The organism is Providencia sp. AGC89, assembly GCF_053543535.1.
Window position 1 is genome coordinate 211739 of sequence record NZ_JBIXLP010000007.1, and the last position, 19813, is coordinate 231551.

Annotated in this window: 19 protein-coding genes; 10 read left to right on the plus strand and 9 right to left on the minus strand. The window is 39.4% G+C overall.

Features of this window, described 5'->3' with window-relative positions:
* Positions 1–5 precede the first annotated feature (5 nt).
* Complete coding sequence (locus ACIPUA_RS03580) at positions 6–404, minus strand: hypothetical protein (RefSeq protein WP_042844076.1); 399 nt, start codon at positions 402–404, stop codon at positions 6–8.
* A 105-nt stretch (positions 405–509) separates the two neighbouring features.
* A complete protein-coding gene (fosA11, locus tag ACIPUA_RS03585) occupies positions 510–923 on the minus strand; it encodes a FosA11 family fosfomycin resistance glutathione transferase (RefSeq protein ID WP_042844077.1) in 414 nt (137 codons plus the stop codon).
* A 454-nt stretch (positions 924–1377) separates the two neighbouring features.
* Between fosA11 and ACIPUA_RS03590 the strand changes: the two genes are divergently transcribed.
* Positions 1378–2082 carry a MarC family NAAT transporter gene (locus ACIPUA_RS03590; RefSeq protein WP_042844079.1) on the plus strand — a complete coding sequence of 235 codons (705 nt, stop codon included), beginning with the start codon at positions 1378–1380 and terminating at the stop codon, positions 2080–2082.
* Here ACIPUA_RS03590 and ACIPUA_RS03595 read toward each other — a convergent pair.
* Entirely contained in the window at positions 2076–2735 is a 660-nt protein-coding gene (locus ACIPUA_RS03595) for a transglycosylase SLT domain-containing protein (RefSeq protein ID WP_042844080.1), read from the minus strand. The genes ACIPUA_RS03590 and ACIPUA_RS03595 overlap by 7 nt on opposite strands.
* Before the next feature lie 284 nt (positions 2736–3019).
* Here ACIPUA_RS03595 and ACIPUA_RS03600 point away from each other — a divergent pair, with 284 nt between their 5' ends.
* From ACIPUA_RS03600 to ACIPUA_RS03620, 5 genes are all read left to right on the plus strand, one after another.
* A complete protein-coding gene (locus tag ACIPUA_RS03600; RefSeq protein WP_042844081.1) occupies positions 3020–3931 on the plus strand; it encodes a metal ABC transporter substrate-binding protein in 912 nt (303 codons plus the stop codon).
* A gap of 1 nt (position 3932) precedes the next feature.
* A complete protein-coding gene (locus tag ACIPUA_RS03605; protein ID WP_042844082.1) occupies positions 3933–4823 on the plus strand; it encodes a manganese/iron ABC transporter ATP-binding protein in 891 nt (296 codons plus the stop codon).
* Positions 4820–5710, plus strand: coding sequence for a metal ABC transporter permease (locus ACIPUA_RS03610; RefSeq protein ID WP_042844083.1), 891 nt, complete (start codon positions 4820–4822; stop codon positions 5708–5710). Before ACIPUA_RS03605 ends, ACIPUA_RS03610 begins: the two co-directional genes overlap by 4 nt.
* Positions 5703–6569 (plus strand): metal ABC transporter permease, encoded by an 867-nt coding sequence (locus tag ACIPUA_RS03615; RefSeq protein ID WP_042844084.1) that lies wholly within the window; start codon positions 5703–5705, stop codon positions 6567–6569. Before ACIPUA_RS03610 ends, ACIPUA_RS03615 begins: the two co-directional genes overlap by 8 nt.
* Positions 6570–6931: 362 nt before the next feature.
* Positions 6932–7801: a fructosamine kinase family protein gene (locus tag ACIPUA_RS03620; protein ID WP_042844086.1), complete on the plus strand. Its 870-nt coding sequence runs from the start codon at positions 6932–6934 to the stop codon at positions 7799–7801.
* A gap of 151 nt (positions 7802–7952) precedes the next feature.
* On the opposite strand, the gene ACIPUA_RS03625 is transcribed toward ACIPUA_RS03620, so the two are convergent.
* Positions 7953–8492: a YniB family protein gene (locus tag ACIPUA_RS03625; RefSeq protein WP_042844087.1), complete on the minus strand. Its 540-nt coding sequence runs from the start codon at positions 8490–8492 to the stop codon at positions 7953–7955.
* 282 nt (positions 8493–8774) lie between these two features.
* Here ACIPUA_RS03625 and hxpB point away from each other — a divergent pair, with 282 nt between their 5' ends.
* The 4 genes from hxpB (at position 8775) to ACIPUA_RS03645 (ending at position 12576) form a co-directional block, all read left to right on the plus strand.
* On the plus strand, positions 8775–9440 hold the full coding sequence (gene hxpB, locus ACIPUA_RS03630) for a hexitol phosphatase HxpB (protein ID WP_042844088.1): 666 nt from the start codon (positions 8775–8777) through the stop codon (positions 9438–9440).
* Positions 9441–9631: 191 nt separating this feature from the next.
* A complete protein-coding gene (locus ACIPUA_RS03635) occupies positions 9632–10207 on the plus strand; it encodes a metal-dependent hydrolase (protein WP_042844089.1) in 576 nt (191 codons plus the stop codon).
* Between the two features lie 181 nt (positions 10208–10388).
* Complete coding sequence (locus ACIPUA_RS03640) at positions 10389–11780, plus strand: L-cystine transporter (protein ID WP_042844090.1); 1392 nt, start codon at positions 10389–10391, stop codon at positions 11778–11780.
* Between the two features lie 517 nt (positions 11781–12297).
* Positions 12298–12576 (plus strand): DinI-like family protein, encoded by a 279-nt coding sequence (locus tag ACIPUA_RS03645; protein WP_272525198.1) that lies wholly within the window; start codon positions 12298–12300, stop codon positions 12574–12576.
* A 30-nt stretch (positions 12577–12606) separates the two neighbouring features.
* On the opposite strand, the gene ACIPUA_RS03650 is transcribed toward ACIPUA_RS03645, so the two are convergent.
* The 5 genes from ACIPUA_RS03650 to ACIPUA_RS03670 form a co-directional block, all read right to left on the minus strand.
* Positions 12607–12885, minus strand: a complete 279-nt coding sequence (locus tag ACIPUA_RS03650) for a helix-turn-helix domain-containing protein (RefSeq protein ID WP_166685243.1) — start codon at positions 12883–12885, stop codon at positions 12607–12609.
* 200 nt (positions 12886–13085) lie between these two features.
* Positions 13086–14528 carry a phage tail fiber protein gene (locus ACIPUA_RS03655; protein WP_449059274.1) on the minus strand — a complete coding sequence of 481 codons (1443 nt, stop codon included), beginning with the start codon at positions 14526–14528 and terminating at the stop codon, positions 13086–13088.
* Positions 14529–14597: 69 nt separating this feature from the next.
* Positions 14598–18887, minus strand: coding sequence for a phage tail tip fiber protein (locus tag ACIPUA_RS03660; protein WP_449059275.1), 4290 nt, complete (start codon positions 18885–18887; stop codon positions 14598–14600).
* Complete coding sequence (locus ACIPUA_RS03665; protein WP_187710559.1) at positions 18888–19286, minus strand: DUF6950 family protein; 399 nt, start codon at positions 19284–19286, stop codon at positions 18888–18890.
* A gap of 105 nt (positions 19287–19391) precedes the next feature.
* Complete coding sequence (locus ACIPUA_RS03670; RefSeq protein ID WP_272527572.1) at positions 19392–19775, minus strand: hypothetical protein; 384 nt, start codon at positions 19773–19775, stop codon at positions 19392–19394.
* Positions 19776–19813 lie beyond the last annotated feature (38 nt).

Genomic DNA, 19813 nt, shown 5'->3' on the forward strand with positions numbered 1-19813 from the left:
AAAAATTAATTATTAGGCCCTAAAGAGAATACACTTTTTAACCCTTCTAATTTGCTATACTCCTGCTGGCATACAAGGTCACGAACATCTGACGGCATTGCATCAATCCTTGCTTGGATATTCGTCAGTTGCTCATCTAAACTATTCATACCCTTAATATCTACAATGTCTTGGTTAACTTTAAGGTAGCTTGCAAAGTTTTGCAGATTATCCTCTAAGCTATCACAGACATTATTGCTCACTAAACTTTTAGGTAAAATTGTACTAAGCGATGTTGGCAATAGTTGAGATATAGTTGGATAAATATTTTGTTTCCACTGCTGAGGGAAAACAATCAAAATCATTGCGGTAGCCAAAACCAACAACATTGACGCCCCTGCGAATGTCGCTATGAGTTTTTTCATACCTATTCCTATTTCTTTAATAATTCATTAAAAATAGGATATATCACTCTACGTAAAGCTATTTTTAAAATTAAAAATCATTTGTAAAGAAATTCTCAGGCTTATTTAATAAAATTTCATACCCTCATAAGGGGCTTCTTGGCAGCTTTTTAAACGTTGCAATAAGCCACCCACATGCAGTTCTAATTTGTGCCCATCAGGGTCAAGAAAATAAAATGATTTCCCCTCACTCTTATTTTCTTTCCAAACAATGACATTAGCCTGTTTTAGTTTGGCAACACAGATAGGAAAATCTGCCTCACTAACTGTAAAAGCATAATGAGTGTAATCTGTTTCGGTATGTGAAAAAGATAAGCGTGTTTTATCTAACGATAAACATAACCATAAATCCCCACAGGAGATATACGCTCCATTTTTCCAACTTGCATGTAGCTTCATACCAAGTAATGATTGATAAAAGAAGATGCTTTTCTCAACATCAGTCACTGCAATGGTTAAATGGTTAATTCCAACTAACATACTATTTTTCATCCTATATGAACGCTAAACGATTTCTTTTAATGAATTTACATAAACTACCAGTAAATAACATTGTAACCGTTACAATCTATAACACATCAACATTAAGACAACCTGTTAATAGATGCCCTTAACCTTTTTATGACCCCCATAAAAAGGTTTTTTTTTGCCTATTATAATTGAATACTTTTAGCTCATCCACATATGTCTATGTTATTGATAAAGTTAATTGAGTTATTCACAAAGGAAACTAAGGGTTATCCACAGTTAATGTGAACAACTTTTTCGTCCCAGTACTCATTTGTAGTTTACATAAATTCTTAATCGTATTTTGTTTTAATATTAAAACATTAATCTAGGTAGATATGCTAAGGTACAGATCTATAACAAATTTTGTTATCATCTAAGATAAGGGTACTCATCTATCTAAACTGGGAGCTTGTATTTAATCACTATGACAAATTTCCTCGAGCTATTTCAAGCTGTTGGTATTGGCCTTGTTTTATTGCTTCCACTCGCTAACCCTTTAACAGCGATTGCGGTCATGCTCAGTATTTCCGCAAATATGACCAAAGAGCAACGTGATCACCAATCGTTACTCGCTTCTATTTATGTATTCGCAATTATGACTATAGCCTTTTATGCAGGCCAATTAGTGATGAATACATTTGGTATATCAATACCTGGGCTTCGTATTGCAGGTGGGTTAATTGTTGCATTTATTGGTTTTGGTATGTTATTTCCCAGTAATGATTCAGGAGAAGACCAAACAGCAGCAGCTCTTGATGACCCTAATGTCCCTAAAAAACGCCAAGAGTCACCCAGTATTGCCTTTGTTCCATTAGCAATGCCAAGTACTGCGGGGCCAGGTACTATTGCGATGATCATCAGCTCAACGGCCTCATTGCAAGGGAATGTCAGCTTTGCTCCTTGGGTATTAAAAGTAGCGCCAGTACTCACCTTTTTAATTGCGAGTCTAATCGTGTGGATTGGTTTGAGAGGTGCGACATCAATTATGCGATGGTTAGGAAATAGCGGTATTGATGCAATAGCCCGTGTAATGGGTTTCTTATTAATCTGTATGGGAGTGCAATTTGTTATCAACGGTATTGTTGAGATTGTCGCGCAACTCCCACACTTATTGAAGGAATATCAGTAAGACATCGCTAATGCATTGTATGCATTTTTAACTTTCCACAAATAGCGCGGAGCTTGTGGTGCGGGATGCTTAGTTTGAACGTGTTGATAAAACTCTTCAGGTGATAAACTATTAATCATAGCTATTGCCCTACTTTTATCATTATCAAACGTTCTTAATAGTGCCCCTGCGCCATTCACATAAGCCACAACTGTTGCGTAATATAACGTTTGCGGGTGGCTAATACCTGCAAGCTGCTGCTCCCTCAAAATTCGAATATATGCAGTGCCTATATCAATATTTTTTCGAGGGTCTTTTAAATCGCTAGAACTAGGTTCACCGGACTTTCCTTGATAACGATAAGCGTCTCTCCCCGCAGTTGATGCTTTAATTTGCATCAAACCAATCGCATTTGATTTGCTTACAACTTCCGGCCTGAAATTCGACTCTACCTCAATGATGGCCCTAATTAAAGTTTCATCAATACTGTAGCGGGCTGCTGAGTCCCGAATAAATTCATCAAAAGGAGTGCGAGGGAATACACCATTTTGTGTCGTCGCTGGCAAGGTGTTAGGGTTATCCAACATTCGTTGCTTCGCCACTGGTCTATCTGGTTCACTAGAACAACCAGCAAGTAGCAGTAACAGAATAGCCCCGCTAATCATTTTCTTCACTATTATAATCCTCTGCTACTTAAGCCGATGGAAGAATAACTAATCCTAGGAAAAATAAAATTATTTTTACTTAACTTTTACTTCAGGACGTGTTTTAGTCATACAAAATAACAATAAAAACCAGCATTTCATAATGGGTATGTATGTTATTCCACAATATTTGTGTTTATTTACTCAAACGATATTGATTATCATTATCAGTTGGGTTATAAAATGTAATTGTTATAAACCTTAACAACTATATGCTAGAAAACGCTAAACCAATAATGTCAGGGTCAATTTTTATGAAGAAGAATTTATCTCGTTTATCTGCACCTCTAATAACAACCTTATTTGTGCTAACAGCAATTATATTTGCTAGCCAACCCGCCTTTGCGAAAAAGTTTAAAGTTGTTACTACTTTTACAATTATTCAAGACATAGCACAAAATGTAGCTGGTGATGCCGCAATTGTCGAGTCAATAACCAAACCGGGTGCTGAAATTCACGGGTATCAGCCAACCCCTAAAGACATAATGAAAGCCTACGATGCGGATTTAATCCTATGGAATGGTATGAATTTAGAAGTTTGGTTCCAACGTTTCTTTGAAAACTTCAAAAATGTCCCTGCTGTCGTGGTAACCGAAGGGATTGAACCCATGCCAATCCGTGAGGGTGAATATAAAGATAACCCGAACCCTCATGCATGGATGTCACCCGCTAACGCTAAAATATATATAGAAAATATCCGTGAAGCCTTAGTGAAATATGATCCTGAAAATGCTGAAATATATAATGCAAATGCCAAAAAATATGCGGCGCAAATTGCAGCACTTGACGCTCCGCTTCGCGAACGTTTAAACCGTATCCCAGAAAACGAACGTTGGTTGGTGTCAAGTGAAGGGGCATTTAGCTATTTAACTAAAGATTATGGCTTTAAAGAGGTTTATTTGTGGCCGATTAATGCTGAAGAGCAAGGTTCTCCACAGCAAGTTAAAAAAGTCATTGATACTGTACGCAAATATAAGATCCCTGTCGTATTTAGCGAAAGTACTATTTCTGATAAGCCAGCTCGTCAGGTCAGTAAAGAAACAGGGGCAAAATATGGCGGTGTATTATATGTAGACTCATTATCCACTGCTGATGGTCCTGTACCCACTTATATTGACCTGTTAAATACGACTGTAGACACGATAGCGAAAGGATTTTCACAGTAATATGAATCACTCTAATCAATTCGAACACCCGAATCTTATCGTCGATGATGCAACTGTAACCTATAACAATGGCCATACAGCTATCTATGACGCAAGCTTCAATATCTCAGGTGGCTCTATTTGTGCTCTCGTTGGCGTAAATGGGAGTGGTAAATCGACGCTGTTTAAAACGATTATGGGGCTAGTCACCCCATCTTCTGGCAGTGTAATGTTAAACGAACAACCCATCAAAGCTGCCTTAAAAGAAAACGTCATTGCTTATGTTCCACAAACAGAAGAAGTTGACTGGAATTTTCCCGTTTTAGTTTCAGATGTTGTGATGATGGGGCGTTACGGAAAAATGGGTTTTTTCCGTATTCCCAAACAAGCAGATAAAGATGCCGTAAAAATGGCGCTAGATAGAGTTGACCTTACAGGGCTTGAGCATCGTCAGATAGGCGAACTCTCCGGTGGTCAAAAGAAACGGGTTTTTCTCGCTCGGGCTCTCGCACAAGAAGGTAAAGTTCTATTACTTGATGAACCGTTTACCGGTGTTGATGTTAAAACAGAAAATGCCATTATCGACCTATTACGCAGTTTGCGGGATGAAGGGCACCTGATTTTAGTTTCAACCCATAATTTAGGGAGTGTTCCTGAATTTTGTGATCATGTGATTTTAATTAATCGCACTGTATTGGCGAGTGGTCCGACCGAAACCACATTTACACAACGAAATTTACAACAAGCCTTTGGTGGGGTCTTGCGCCATATCAACTTGTCAGGTCAAGAACTTCATGACGACGATGACCCGCGTTCTGTTACTGTTATTACCGATGATGAAAGAGCTGCTGTCTTCTATGGTCATGACCATGATGCGCCAGTTCGAAAAAATCAAACTAAGGGTTCCGAATGATTGAAATGTTATTACAGCCCTTTCAATATGACTTTATGGTAAAAGCCATTTGGGTAAGCGCCATTGTCGGTGCAGTCTGTGCTTTTTTATCTGCATATTTGATGTTAAAGGGCTGGTCATTAATGGGAGACGCACTTTCCCACTCCGTTGTTCCAGGCGTGGCTGGTGCTTATGCGTTAGGTTTACCTTATGCTGCGGGGGCTTTCTTTACTGGTATCCTTGCGGCACTTGCCATGACATTAATAAAACATTTAACGCGGTTACGTGAAGATGCTGTCATAGGCTTTATTTTTTCCACATTTTTCGCTGCAGGTTTATTGATTGTTTCTTTAAACCCGACTTCAGTAAATGTGCAAAGTATTATTTTCGGTAATATTTTAGGCATTGCTGATGCTGATGTCTTACAAGTAGAAATTATTATCGGTGTTTCATTCATCGTTTTACTATGTCTATGGAAAGATTTATTAGCCGTCTTTTTCGATGAAAGCCATGCTCGTTCTATTGGGTTAAACCCGTTACGTCTGAAAATTATTTTCTTCACGTTATTAAGTGCTTGTACGGTCGCAGCATTACAAACTGTTGGCGCTATATTAGTTATTGCCATGGTAGTTACCCCAGGAGCAACCGCATATTTATTAACTGATCAGTTTAAGCGCTTACTTATAATTTCAGTTACCATTGGCACAGTCACGAGCGCAGTTGGTGCTTATATCAGCTATTTCCTTAATGGTGCTACTGGTGGTCTTATCGTCACATTACAAACCATTATTTTCCTGCTGGCATTCTTCTTTGCACCTAAACACGGTATTTTTGCTTCACGCCGTAAGGCAAGGAAAGAAGTCGCCCAGCTCCACCAATCACACCAACAAGGAGCATCTCATGAGTGATTTTATTGACGTATTGATGGCTCCGTTTGCATTTCCATTTATGCAAAAAGCACTCGTTACCGCAATAGTCACTGGGACCGTCTGTGCTATTCTCTCGTGTTTTTTGGTGTTAAAGGGCTGGTCACTAATGGGGGATGCTATTTCCCATGCTGTTTTGCCGGGTATTATTATCGCTTCAGTATTAGGTATCCCACTCGCTATTGGGGCATTTGCTTCGGGTTTATTCTGTGCTGTTGCAACAGGTTATTTAAAAGAAAATAGCCGAATAAAAGAAGATACGGTTATGGGGATCGTTTTCTCAGGTATGTTTGCCATTGGTTTGGTTATGTTTGCCAAAATCGATACTGAGCAGCACCTCACACATATTCTTTTTGGTGATATTTTAGGGATAACCAATAGTGAGTTTAAACAGATTTTACTGTTTGCCGGAATCACCATCGCAATTATTTTACTGAAGCGTAAAGACTTTATGCTTTATTGCTTTGATCCAAACCAAGCCCGTGTGATTGGCCTACCCGTCAAGCTGATTCATTATGGTTTACTGTCTTTACTTGCATTAACCATTGTCGCTTCACTGCAAGCTGTTGGGATCATTCTGGTTATTGCCATGCTGATCTCACCGGGAATTATTGCGTTTGTTCTGTGTCGGAGCTTCGGGAAAATGCTCGTTGTCGCGATTATCGCTTCGGTAACATCAAGTGTGATAGGAACTATTCTAAGCTTCCATATCAACGCTACCACTGGGCCAACAATTGTAGTTACTCAAGCAGTTTATTTTGTAATTGCTCTGTTATATAGCAAATTAGTGTTAGCTCGAAAAAGAAACCAAACTAACCCTCAAAGTATGCATACCGCATAATGCATTGAGAGAAAAAATAAAAGCTGAACCGCTGTATGATAAGTTCAGCTTTTTCCTTTCTGAATAAAGATAACATACAAACACTTTGGCATACTGATATCCCTCCTCTTTTATTGATAAAATTATTAACTAACAACACTATTAAAATAGTTAATTATTTTCTCCAGCAGACCTCGGGGTTAATTAATAAAAAACAAGTAAACCGAACCGCCTTTGCAATAACCTAGATTTAGGTTTTATACCTGATAATTATTCAGTTTTTTCGTGATACCCTCTTATTTTTAAACAATTATCACTGTTAATTCCTAAATTATCACTATAGTATTGTATTAATGAATACCAAAGCAGAGGCGAGGTGAGTCATGTGGCAAGCAATGTGTCGTTTATTAAGTGAACACTTAGGTGAGGCAGAGCTACGTAACAAAGTCATTCTCTCTGGTGGTGATATTCACCATACGCTACGAATTGACTACGGCGACCATACCGTGTTCATTAAGCAAAATCGGCGTGAATTTTTACCTTTGTTCAAGCAAGAAGCCGAACAACTTGAAATGCTCGCTAAAAGCCAAACCATAACTGTACCAAAGGTTTATGGTGTAGGTAGTAACAAACACCACAGCTTTCTTCTTCTCGAATATTTTCCTCTTAAACCCTTTGATAGCACCAACGCTTGGCACTTTGGTCAACAATTAGCAAGGTTACATCAATGGGAAGAGCAACCCAGCTATGGGTTTGATTTTGATACCATGCTAAGCACTGTGGTTCAGCCCAATGGTTGGGAAAAGCGCTGGAATTCATTCTTTGCAGAAAAGCGGATTGGCTTACAATTACAACTTGCCTCAGAAAAAGGGATGGTTTTTGCCGATATTCAGCAAATTGTCGATATTGTTAAACACAAGCTAGCAGGTCACCAACCCCAACCCTCTCTTTTACACGGCGATTTATGGCCTGCTAACTGCTCTATCACCCATCAAATTGATGGCGTACTTTATGACCCAGCATGTTATTGGGGAGATAGAGAATGTGATATTGCTATGCTCCCACTATATAAAGAATTACCAATACAAATTATTGATGGCTACCAAAGCGTTTGGCCACTTCCAAATGGTTTTTTAGATAGGCAACCCATTTACCAGTTGTATTATTTAATCAATCAAGCCCATATTTTTGGTAATGAACAAAGTTATCAATTAGCACGTACTATTGTAGATAACCTACTCAACGAAAAATAACTTTTTAGCAACTCTAATCACAAAGTATCAACCAGCCAAATAAGTTGCGTTATGAATTAGCGGTAAATACTGATATCTCGGGGAGCATACCTAAGTATGTGCCCCGAGTCGCTAAACACAGCTAACACTCTCATAACGTAAAATTTGAAAATCACCAGTTCAAGAAACGTAATAGAAAATACAAGGCAATTCCTAAAACAATAGGCCAAAAATAAAGAATAAAAAATTGTGTAAAAATAGTGTGCCGTGGAATAGTCACTTTTGCTTCGAGTTCTTCTTTGGAAATTTCTAACCCCTTCGCTTTTTCTATAATCACGTGGTCTTCTAAGCTTTCGCGGATAAATTTAATTTGCCGGTACATACGTAAACCTGAAGCACTAAGCGCTAGCCCAACAAAAATAAAGATAAAAATAATGATAAAACCAATATTGCTACCTGAAAAGCCATTCGCGACTTGAGGCACTGGTGAGTTATTCCAAAAGAAATTTAAAAACGGTGTCGTTTGACGTACCATTTCAGCCATTAATTTAATAAAGTCATTGGCAACCGCATTAATGCCTTCACCTGCAAGCCCTTTCATGCCAGCAAGTTTAATTAAAGACGCTAACGTCGAAATTAATGCTACCAGAAAAACAACCCACCCAAAAATACGTTTGCCGATCGCGACATAATTGGCATTGTGGTAATTCATTACTGCTTTTCCTCAGAGTTATTATTCTTGATAAACTTTCATGGCTAATAATAGCTGAAATAATGAAATGCCTCCAAATTTCAATTCATTATTGATAGTAATAATTCGACTTTCAGAATGTTCAACATACTAACATCCTGGGTTCAAGGCGATTTATCGCGCAGAATGCCTAATTATCTTGCCATAAAGCTGATAATACTGATGTCAATTAATACGAATATTAGCCCTTTGCTGGTACTATAGTTGGCTCGTTAATTAATACGACCTGAATGGAGTTTTGATATGTACCATAACCTTCCCATCCAATCGGTTATTTTTGATATGGATGGTTTATTGATCGACTCGGAACCTTTCTGGGCACAGGCTGAACTTGAAGTTTTTTCACAACTTGGTGTCGACGTTTCAATTGCAGATACCCTGCCTGATACACTGGGTTTACGTATTGACCATGTGGTTGAACTTTGGTACCACGCTTCCCCTTGGCAAGGATGTAGCCAAGAAGAAGCCAAACAACGAATTATTGACCGAGTTGTTGGCTTAGTTGAAGAAACTCGCCCCATTTTGCCAGGCGTACAACATGCGATGGAACTTTGCCGCTCGATGGATCTAAAAATAGCCCTCGCTTCAGCTTCCCCCCTGTACATGTTAGAAAAAGTGTTAAACTTACTGGATATTCGTGACTACTTTTCTGCCGTCGTTTCCGCAGCGGATTTACCGATGAGTAAACCACACCCAGAAGTTTACCTTAAAGCAGCCTCTGAATTATCAACTAAACCAATTAATTGTGTTTCATTGGAAGACTCTTTTAACGGTATGATTTCTGCGAAGGCTGCAAGAATGCGCTCTATTGTTGTGCCTGATAGCCAGCATTTTAATGACCCTCGCTTTGGCTTAGCCGATATCAAACTCACCTCTTTGAATGAGTTAAAGGCTGAGCATTTACGTTAAGAATCAGTATGTTGATTAATTATCACTCACCCCTGCCTACTTAGGTAGGGGATTTGCTTAAAAATATAAAATCCTTTCCTTATTTGCTAATAAATAAGAGTTTTTTTACCTTTCTGCCTCTATCATATTCTTTTCAAACACTTTATACTGCCAATTAACTGTATAGATAAACAGATGGTATTTTATCCACCATGACTGCTGAAGGGCATCTGCTTTTTTCCGTCGCCTCTTTAATAATGGCCCATAAACTTCAACTCACCCCTGAGCTTGCTCAAGGTGATTGGCTACACATGGTTCCGGGTGCATTATTAGGCGCGTTATTGCCCGATATTGACCACCCTTCATCTCTTCCCGGCAGGTTGCTACGTATTTTTTCATTACCAATTTCTAAACTCTGCGGTCACCGGGGTTTTACTCATAGCTTAGTTGCATGGTTACTAGTAATGGCAGCTTGTTATCAATGGATGCCAGTAGAATGGCAAGTGCCAAATGACCTTATTCAAGCCTTTTTATTAGGTTACCTCAGCCACCTAATCGCCGATATGCTTACACCATCTGGTGTACCGTTTTTATGGCCATTACCTCAACGTTTTTGTTTTCCCATCATTCGAGGGAAAAATAGCAAACGAACAGAGCGTTTTATTGCTGTTATTTTGACGGTTTGTGCCTGTTTTTTGCCTATTGGATACCAACTGGATTTTTATAGCCAAATTGAGAATGTGATAAAATACATTCATTATCAGTTAGATACTCACTTTGCTATCTAAATTAAAGTTTTGTCATATACTGTAAGTATGAATAATACTATCTTATTACTATTTGATATAAGAAATGTGCTTTTTCTATTGATAACATATAACCAGTTGTTTGAAGCAACTAAATCCTTATAACCATTAAGGATTAAAGGGCAAGTAACATACCTTATAAAAATATGATTTGGAGTTCGGAATGAATATTCCTCTAATTATTAATGTGCTCGGCTTTGTAGCACTGCTAATACTGTTGGCAAAACTGGGAGCTAAAGGCTGGAGCCTATCTAAAAAAGTGTTAGTAGGTCTGGTTTTTGGTGTCGCCTATGGCGTTATACTGCACCTAGTTTATGGCAGTGGTCATCAAACGGTAAAAGACTCCATTCTATGGTTTAATATTGTTGGTAATGGTTATGTTCAGCTATTACAAATGGTAATTATGCCATTAGTGTTTGCTTCAATTTTAAGCGCAGTAGCAAGGCTACATAAAGCGTCATCACTGGGTAAAATTAGTTTTTTAACCATTGGTACATTGTTGTTTACCACGGCTATTGCCGCATTAGTTGGTATTTTAATTGCTAACGTATTTGGTTTGACTGCTGAAGGCCTAGTCCAAGGTCAGTCAGAAACAGCTCGTCTATCCGCTATTGAAAGTAACTACATTGGTAAAGTCTCTGACTTAACTGTACCTCAGTTAATCTTATCCTTTATCCCTAAAAACCCATTCGCAGATTTAACCGGTGCTAATCCAACATCGATAATCAGTGTCGTTATCTTTGCTGCCTTTTTAGGGGTAGCCGCTTTACAACTGTTTAAAGATGACAAAGAGCGCGGTGAAAAAGCATTAGCAGCAATTGATGTATTACAAGCATGGGCGATGAAGTTAGTTCGCTTAGTGATGCGTTTAACCCCTTATGGTGTTATGGCGCTAATGATTAAAGTGGTTGCGAGTTCGAATCTTCACGACATTATTAACTTGGGTACTTTCGTTGTCGCATCCTATGTGGCACTAGCCATCATGTTTGTTGTACACGGTATATTGGTTACCTCTACCGGCTTAAACCCAATTAAATTCTTTAAGAAGGCAGGCCCTGTATTAACATTTGCATTTACGAGCCGTTCGAGCGCAGCAAGTATTCCATTAAATATTGAAACACAAACTCGTCGTTTCGGTATTCCTGAATCTATTGCCAGTTTCTCAGCCTCTTTTGGGGCAACCATTGGTCAAAATGGTTGTGCCGGTATTTACCCTGCTATGTTAGCCGTCATGGTGGCACCAACAATGGGGATTAACCCATTCGATCCCCTCTGGATCGCAACGTTAGTTGGTATTGTCACAATCAGTTCAGCGGGGGTTGCTGGTGTCGGTGGTGGCGCAACATTCGCAGCATTAATTGTGTTGCCAGCAATGGGGCTACCCGTCACTTTAGTCGCACTATTAATCTCTGTTGAACCATTAATTGATATGGGTCGTACCGCATTAAACGTCAGTGGTTCAATGACCGCCGGTACGGTGACGAGCCAACTTATGGGAGAAACGGATAAAACCGTATTTAACCAAGACGATGATGGCGAATTAAAACATGTCTAGTTTTTAAACACTCATCGATACAAAAACCTGCTTATTAGCAGGTTTTTTATTGCTGTAAATTTATGATTAATCACATTAACCCTGCATTTAATAATAAAACGCGGGCTTTTATACTGAAAATTATTGCCATCAACTAACATAACATTAGATAATAAAATCTGAGCAACGTTTTCTTGAGCTTCCTGCTTGTGTTGCGTCATCCCATTTTCTATGGGAATTCTATCAACATTTATTTGTGGTTTTTAATATGACTAATGTTCATAGCATGAAAAGTAATATAACCAATTAATATTAAAGAAATAAACAATCAAAACACGTCCAAATTGGCGCCTTCAAGTGATTCATTTAACCACATGATAGATCAAGATTATTTAAATAGTTTTGGGGATCTACTTTTAACCTCCTGTTGAGTCTTATTAATAAAATTTCTTGATTTACATCCCATGAATACTGTATATAATCACAGTTAAACTCACTGTATATAAACCCAGTTAATTAACCTACGAAGGAGTGTTTTATGGTTACTATCAAGATCCGATTTAACCACAATAAAAAAGGTCAGTTACCTACAGGTACTTTTGAAGCATTAAGAAATGAAATAACAAAAAGATTAAGCGCCAAATATCCCGATCTAAATATCGATATAAACTGGAGCACTCAAGATAATGTGTCTATTGACGGTCTTGGGAAGAATGAGAAGAAAACGTATATTGAAGAAACACTGGAAGAAATATTTATCGATGGTGATTGGCTCCCTGAAACCCAAGAAGCCGAAGTGGAATATTTTGATAAATAGAATTAAGCCGCAGATATTCGCGGCTTTACTTTATATACAGTCTATATCAATGTTTTTATCTGCTTGATTATTTAAATCTTCTATCTTTAATCGCTCAAAAAAGTGATGAGAGTCAATGTTCAAAACCTCCAAAGATAATACCAAAGTATCAATGTCAATTTTGTTTATTCCTGTCTCATAACGATATAACTGTTGCTCACTTTTACAACCAACCAATCTCGTAAATTCAGCTCTGCTATACCCAGCATTACGCCTTAGTTCTCTAATTATCTTACCAGCTAGTACTGCATATCTATCTTTAGTAATCATCAAAGTGACTCCATTTAAATAATACTCTTACAGCAAGCAAAATAGACTTAATACCTCTTTAATAAGTATAGTCAAAGTGGGGATTTATTCACTATATGATGATATTATTTTAATATTCAATTTAAGTTGATATTATCTTTTTTACTCCATTGTCAGGTGTTATACAACCGAATATAATTTTGCTAAATTTATTCGACTTCCTAGTCTACCCTTTCCGCTTCCTCTGCTGCACGTTTAGCTTCTTCTTGCGCTAATCGCTCTGCTTCTAGCTTAGCGAGTCTCTCAGCTTCAGCTTGCTTTTGATTGTAGAGTGAGTTAGGTGGCATTTCGACACGCATGTCTATCCAGCACGATTCAGGTACGTCACAAGGTTCGTAGTTTTCGAAATAAACAGGCACACCTTCTTCATCAAAGTGCTTAATGCGCTTGTTCTGGAAACGTTCTGGCATATCTGCGTTCTGTTGGTGGAAAACAAAAATTTCAATATCACCATCTGGTCTCACCTCGTAATCAATGAGAACCATGTTTTTACCGTTATGGTCTTGAGGAATGACAAAGCCGTTATTGATACCCCATGCACCATCTGCATTAAAACCCACAACACCTTTAATGAGGTAATGGCCAATACCAAGGTGCTCCATTTCAACGCCTTCAGATTCTTCGTTTAACTCAATGTCATCAGCAAAAAGCTTAACTATCGGTGATGCGGCTTTTAAGTTACCGTTTGAGTCTTTTGTTGTGTTTAGCGTTGTGTAAACTGTAGAAATTTTCCATGTGCTTGGGTCGTATGATGTAATACCAGACGTAACTGTAATTGCTTGATTACCATCACGCGCGATACAAATATTAGCGAATGAATCTCCTGCTTTAGTAAAAATATTAGCGCCATATCTTGAGGAATATTTGTTTACCGTGTCATTTCGCCAGACTCGTGTGACATCTGTTTTAAATTTAGTTTCAACACCAACATCATTAATATTGATAGTATTTGCAGAGCCGCCCCAGCCATAATCACCAACTTGCATTAATGTGCCCGGCGAATTCGGAATAATATGTGTTTGCCACGCACCACCCATGTTTCTACTTTTGATTGCAGCTTCATTTCCGCTGCCACTTATTTGTACACCAGATCCACCATTTCTATAGGCTGTTATTTCACCTTGATTTGTTTGTATTGACCCTGTTGCTTTTATTACTCCGTTTACATCCCCACCAGCCTTATCAAACTTCCCATCTAGCTGCTTATCCATTTCTTTTGTGGTACGCAGTTTCTGGGTTGTTTGGTCTGGCAATGTCACAGTGATAATGCCCTGCTCGGTCATCCAGCGCGTTAATATGTCGCTGAACTGCACATTCGCCCCATTCATGGACACAATCTTATTCATCGCATCGGAAACAGAATGAACCATCGTCGTGAGAATGACGTATTTTGCCCCCGTTGCTGCGGTTGGTAATGGGAAATTTAATGTGAGTTCAGTATCCGATTGAATCGACTGAATACTATTGTTGTGAACCGTGGTACCAATTTGAATTTGAATCGCTTGCTCTGCTGAAACACGGTTAATGTTATTGAGCCATTTAGTGCCGGTACCGATTAATTTAGTGCTATTTGCTGTAGTGGTAACTGTGCCTGTGTTGTACATATGATTGATTCTCCGAAATTTAGATACAAAAAAAACCGCAATTAAGCGGCCTGTTAATTATTCTGAGGTTTAAATGGTTAGTGCTTTTACTGTCGATGTGCCAACTTTGAAAACTTCCACCCTCTTCAGATTTGAGTAACTCAAAATAACGCTTGCTGTTGCATTCGTATTTGGGTCGCTTTCTGTGGATACTGCACGAATATAGATATAACTCTTACCGCCTCGGGGTGCGATAGGCAACTGAATAGGGCCTGCATTGACAGTTAAATCTAATCCACCATTTCCTGTATATTTACCCGTTTCACTGTACGCAGTCGCTACACCTCCATTACCATCATCAACACCAACCTGAATTCGAACATATGCGGAGTATTGCCAGCCACCTTCTACCCTGGTCATTTTCAAGTTACACGCTAAATCTGCATCAAATACTCTGCTAAAAATTTCAGAGTTGATTTCAACTGCTTTTATCCACCCAGTGTTTAGCATTCCAACACCAAATGTTGCATTGCAAACTGTGCCTGTAATTTTCGTTGATGTTGAATAATACACATCACCCAAGATTTCTTTTGCATCAACGGTGCCACTAAAATAACCATCAGCACCCTCAATCCGACCTCTGAAAACCGCATTATTGAACTCGGCATCACCTTCTTTATCAATCTTCCAGCCACTCTTGCCTGCCTTGTAACCATTAGCTTGAATAACATTACCAATTTTAGCATTAGTAATAGAGCCATCTTCGATATACGTTGGACCTAAAAACACTTGATTATTTTTTATTGCAAATGGAGTAACAAGTTGACCATTAGCGTTATTAAAAATAGCAAATGTGTCTGCACTGAAGCCAATTAGCGTCTCAACCTCTCCGTTTTTAACGCTAGCTCCCATCATGAACTTCGCGTCATAGTATTGGCCGTTCCAATTAATGCCCGTTTTGATTGTGTAGATAGCAGAACCATTCCCTTTATGGTCGAAAACAGTTTGTCCACGCAATTCAATTGCCGCCTTGTTATCGCCGATTTCTGATTTAATGAGTTCGTTAACCTCCGCTTGTGATTTCTCATTATCAGATACTGTATTCTTGAGTGTTGTTATACTCGCATTAACATCATCAAACTGTGTTTCTAACTTTTCTATCGACTGTGCAAACGCATGATTGTTATCAGCAACAACTTTATCAATGCGAGTGATTGACGCTTTGGCGCGTAAAATTTCCGTACTTTGCATGTTCTGCTGGGCTGTTAACTGCCCGATAGCTTCAACTTGTGAGCCCTCAGTATTGGCCATCGTCTGTTCGATATGATTGATTGAGGCTTCATTATCTTCAAAGCGTGCTTTTGACTGTTCTTTTGCCTCCGTTAATGCCTTATCAGTATTTGCCGTCGTTTCAGTCAACTTACCGATACTAGCTTGAGTCTCTTCGTGTTGGCTCTTTTGCGTCTGTTTAATCTGAGTTGTTGTTTCATTCAGTGTTGCAATAGACTCTGTGTGCTGAGCCACTACCGCATTAGTTTTTGATAACTCATCTTTGTTATCGTTAATATCTTTGCCAAGCTCTGCTCGCACTTGTTCTGTACGCTCAGATTGAGACTTGTCTTTCTCTGCTATTGATTTACGCACATCAACAAATTCTGCTTCAGATTGTTCATGCTGCGCTTTTACATTCTCAGCTAATTCCGCTGTCGCTTGCTCATTTGTTGCTGTTGCCGTTGCAAGTCGGGTGACTTCGGATTTTGTTTTCAATAACTCTGAATTGGTTTCATTCACTTGTGCATTTGTCTGCATTAGTGCTTCAGAGAAAGAAAACTCAAGGTTAGTAATAGTTTGATTGATATTGGTGATATAGCCGGTCATTTCACCGAACTGGGCTGTCGTCGATTGTTCAAACTTCGCTTGCGCTTGTTTTAAGTCGACTGTTGCAGTTTCAACCGTGGTCACTCGCCCTTTGATTGTACCGACTTCATTATTGGTCTCATCCAAATCAGCACGAACTTGACCAATTTGTTGCGCAAAGGCTTCATTCGATTTCGCCAATGATTCTTGGACATTCAAAACATCCGCTGCCACATGCTCAAATTCTGAATTGACTTGCTGCTGAAATTTCGCATGAGACTCTCTATCAGTCGCTTGCACTTGCTCAAGCCGAAAGATTTCAGCTTTCCCGTGCGCGGTAGTTTCGCTAAGTTTGAAGTGAAGCTCAGTCGTGAATTGGGTATTAGTCATCACAGCTTCGTTAACAGCTTCTATCTCGCGATCAATACTGATAACTTTTTGCTTGAAGTCGTCATTGTCGATTTGTAAGTCGGATAGGTTGTCCTTGTTAAAGTCGATTTGCTCCTGCATGATTTGACCGACTTCATTTGATAAAAAGTTATGGCCAATTTCATCAAGCATTTCTTTTGGCGTTCCGTCAGCCTTTCCTACGGCTTCAACAAACGGAGACTTGCCATAGCTATTAACCGTACGAACATAAAACCAATAATTGGTATCAGCTTTTAAATTCTCCTTCGTCCAGAATTGCCCTTGGCCTTGTCGATTGGCTTTAGTGGTAACTTCAGTGTCATTCGTGCTGGCCAGTTTTTTGTCGCTAAACCAAAACTCAAACGTATAGCCGTGTTGAGCAGTTTCGCCGCCATGCGGAATGCAGGTCAAAGAGAACATACCGCCAACCATTTCAACGCTAACCGGTTTAGGTGGTGCTTGGATATCAAAATCAACAATGGCAGGGGCAGACATTGCGCCAGCCGCATTGATAGAACGGACTTCGGCACGATATGAACCGCGCACAAGGCCCGATAAATCTACTCTATCCTGTGGTACCTGAATGGACTGAATCACTTTGCCGCTTTCAATAATGTTTACCGTGTTATAGCGAACATCTGCAGCGGCTGATTGCCAGCTCAAATAACCTTGAACAACTTCACCAATATTCGTGGCCACAAATGCAAGGTTGAGCGGTGGCGCTACCCCGCCAGTCGGTAAAACAGTGAATGGAGGCCGAACAAAAGGCTTACCTATAATGTCTTCATAGATGTAAGCGCCGTCCTCCTCGAGGAGAATGTCAACGCCCTCCTGCGGGTGAAATTTCCACTCAGCCACTCGACATTCAAAGTTTTGAATACCAATATGGGGCAGATTTAATAAAACAACATCTCCTGGTCTATAGGCGTAACCATCCATATTCATCCGTAATTGAACACGACGCCCCGCCCGTTTTTTACGAAGGTATAAATTTGAGAGCCGTGCCGCTTGGTATGGGCTAGTGACAAAGCGGTAATCCATATTCTCTTTAATTTCTAGCCCATCTTCTTCAATCCACTCATCAACAATGACCGGCTCAAAATCGGTTTTGATGTATTGCTGCTCAGCATCCACGAACGTACCGTAAATGGCATTAGTCGCATCACGTAACGAAAGTTCAGGGGTAATATTAACGGTATCAATTATTTGATTAGGTTCAATGCGTAATACTGCTGGACCATTATAAGCCTGCATCAAAATGCCGTGCTTGCCCGCAACATAAGTCGGCTCAGCAGCAATGCATTTATGCATGTGATCCAGTATTGCTGATGGAGACTCAGAAAGTTCATAGGCCCCATTAATCGTATAGCGAGGCTCCGTGTTGCCTTCGGGAGTTGTTACCGGTTCGCTACATAAATCAGCCGCAACTTTGAACGCATCAAAATCAATATCTGAATCAGGTACACCCAAATAGCTACGGTAAAAATCAAGAATAATTAACGCTCCGTTATTGCTCCAAGCCGTTTTATTTGTGCGCGGATCATAAACGGGCTTGCCCCATACTTCGACTTTGATGTTAGGCACACCGTACGGAAATTTTTCAGCGTCGTATTTCAGGGTTAAACGCAACCATGCCAGCCCATCACCTATCATGTCAGATTTCCATGACGGGGCATTTTTCAATAAGTAAGGATCACAATCTATACGGCCATTATGGAATTCATAGCTAGCCTTATCACCGAACGTACCAATCAGATCATCGTTCAGCCAAATCTGGCCAATGTGGTCAACTTTATGTGCGGCAATCGCCAATGCCATGAATAATCGTTCGTTTTCTGTCTGGTCGCCCTTTTCTTCTTCTGCAAAAAATAATAGACCCGAACACACGGTTTTACCGACAATGATAGTTTCTGGTGCAGTCGATGAGCGCAACATTTGCTTGCGTTCTGACTGGTCGCGATATCCCATTGAGGGCATTTTATCTTTGAAAATCATTGTGCCGGCAGCTTGAACTGCAATACCTGCAACAATTAATGCCGTCCCTAACCCCCCCGTAGCAATAACACCTGCAACCATTAAGCCAGCAGAAACGATATTGGTGACTGTCTTACCCATTTATTCGACTCTCCACACTTTAACTGGTTGAAAATTAACAGGGCGTGCACCGTCATCCGTTACAGCCCATATTTTATTCGCCCACAGAACACCAAGGGTTTTACCGTCATCACCATTGAACATAACAATGTCTCCGCGCATTGCTTCATTAGGGTCTATTTCTTGAAAAAAGCCCGATAGACCAGTTTCCAAATCCCCGAACACTGCCTTTAAAACTCGCATAGCCCCTGATTTAGTTTTGTATCTGCCTCGAGCCTTTTCTGCGATATCGACACCACACACGGCAATAACGCAATCCGCTGCAAATAAACAACAATCATGTTCACCCCATGAAAATGGCTTGTGCATCGCTTGCTGTAGAATTTCAGGGAGTTGAGTTGTCCAATTTGGATGTCGCATTTGCTGATCTCCATGCATAAAAAAACCCGCCGAAGCGGGTCTTAAAAATCGATAAAATTATTTATTTAAAACTAGTAGAGCTCAATATATTATCGCCTTAGATATTCATTCATTACAAAGCTCATTAATTACTCCATTAGTGAAACTATCATTTCCTATATTTAAAGTTCCATCGACGACCTTGATAGTTTTACTTCCTGTAGCCATAACAGAAATAATGAATGGCTTATTCCCCGTGTATGCGCCATATAGATTCTTGGAGTTAACAAATCCACAAACTTTATAAAAGTCCGAATATCCTTCATTACTATTCTTTTTTACTGCTATTTTACTAAACTGCGCTGAATATGGGTCATGCAAAACCTCTGATATCGCCATTTCAGCTACTGAAATAATTTTATCGTCGGTAACCTTAAAAAATCGCACAATAAAAAATATCACAAGTAAAATAAATAAAAAGCCTAAGACATATAGAAATTCTTTTTTCATCGTTCAATCCAACTAAGCGTCACTTAGTCCTCAGAATA